The organism is Frankia tisae (assembly GCF_025403405.1).
Classification (GTDB): domain Bacteria; phylum Actinomycetota; class Actinomycetes; order Frankiales; family Frankiaceae; genus Frankia; species Frankia tisai.
This window is the reverse complement of the sequence record NZ_JANEZT010000856.1, coordinates 1-398: the sequence shown is the minus strand read 5'-3', so window position 1 is coordinate 398 and position 398 is coordinate 1. Positions and strand designations below refer to the sequence as shown.

The 398-nt window shown below is 72.4% G+C and carries 1 pseudogene; it reads right to left on the bottom strand.

Annotated elements, in window-relative coordinates:
- A pseudogene (locus tag NBZ85_RS34300) lies at positions 1-398 on the bottom strand (hypothetical protein); the annotation flags it as partial.

The window sequence follows — 398 nt, the reverse complement described above, 5'->3', positions numbered from 1 at the left end:
TGCACCGAGTGGCCGCCCTCGCCCAGCGCCAGTTCGTACTCGCGCAGCGCCTCGCCGGTGTGCGAGGTGCGGTGCTGGCGCAGGTCGTCCGGCGTGCCCTGCGCCACCACCAGGCCGCCGGCGTCGCCGCCTTCCGGCCCCAGGTCGATCAGCCAGTCGCTCGCGCGGATCACGTCCAGGTTGTGCTCGATGACGATGATCGAATGCCCCGCGTCCAGCAGCTTGCGCAGCGCGCGCATGAGCTTGGCGATGTCGTCGAAGTGCAGGCCGGTGGTCGGCTCGTCGAAGAGGAACAGCGTGCCCTTGCGCGCGAGCGGCTGCCGGCTGCTGCTGGCGCTCTTCGCCGCCTCGGCCAGGAAGCCCGCGAGCTTGAGCCGCTGCGCCTCGCCGCCCGAGAG